This is a genomic window from Allosalinactinospora lopnorensis, from assembly GCF_000981225.1.
GTDB classification, from domain to species: Bacteria; Actinomycetota; Actinomycetes; order Streptosporangiales; family Streptosporangiaceae; genus Allosalinactinospora; species Allosalinactinospora lopnorensis.
Genome location: NZ_LAJC01000209.1, coordinates 1 through 303 on the forward strand (window position 1 = coordinate 1; position 303 = coordinate 303).

A 303-nucleotide genomic window follows, 5' to 3' on the forward strand; every position below is an offset into this window, starting at 1 on the left:
ACAGTGGAGGAGAACAGCGCCGACCCGGGCCTCCCCGTCGTTCCGTGGGTCCTGTCCGGAGGAACCGAGCGAGCGCTGCAGGATCAGGCCGCGCGGCTGCGGGCGCATCTGGAGACCTGTCCCGACCTGCGTCCGGTGGACGTGGGGTTCTCGTTGGCGACCACGCGTTCCCACTTCGAGCATCGGGCGGTGGCGGTCGGCGAGGACCGCGCGGAGCTGCTGCGCGGTCTGGACGTGCTGGCCGACGGAGAGCCAGGCGCGGGCGTCGTTCGGGGAGCCGCGCGCTCCGCGGGTGCGCTGGCC

Annotated in this window: 1 protein-coding gene; it reads left to right on the top strand. The window is 73.9% G+C overall.

Features of this window, described 5'->3' with window-relative positions; all coding sequences use genetic code 11:
* Positions 1 to 303, top strand: a 303-nt coding sequence (locus VS93_RS29965) for a CurL C-terminal domain-containing protein (protein WP_046472562.1), incomplete at both ends; no start/stop codon positions are given.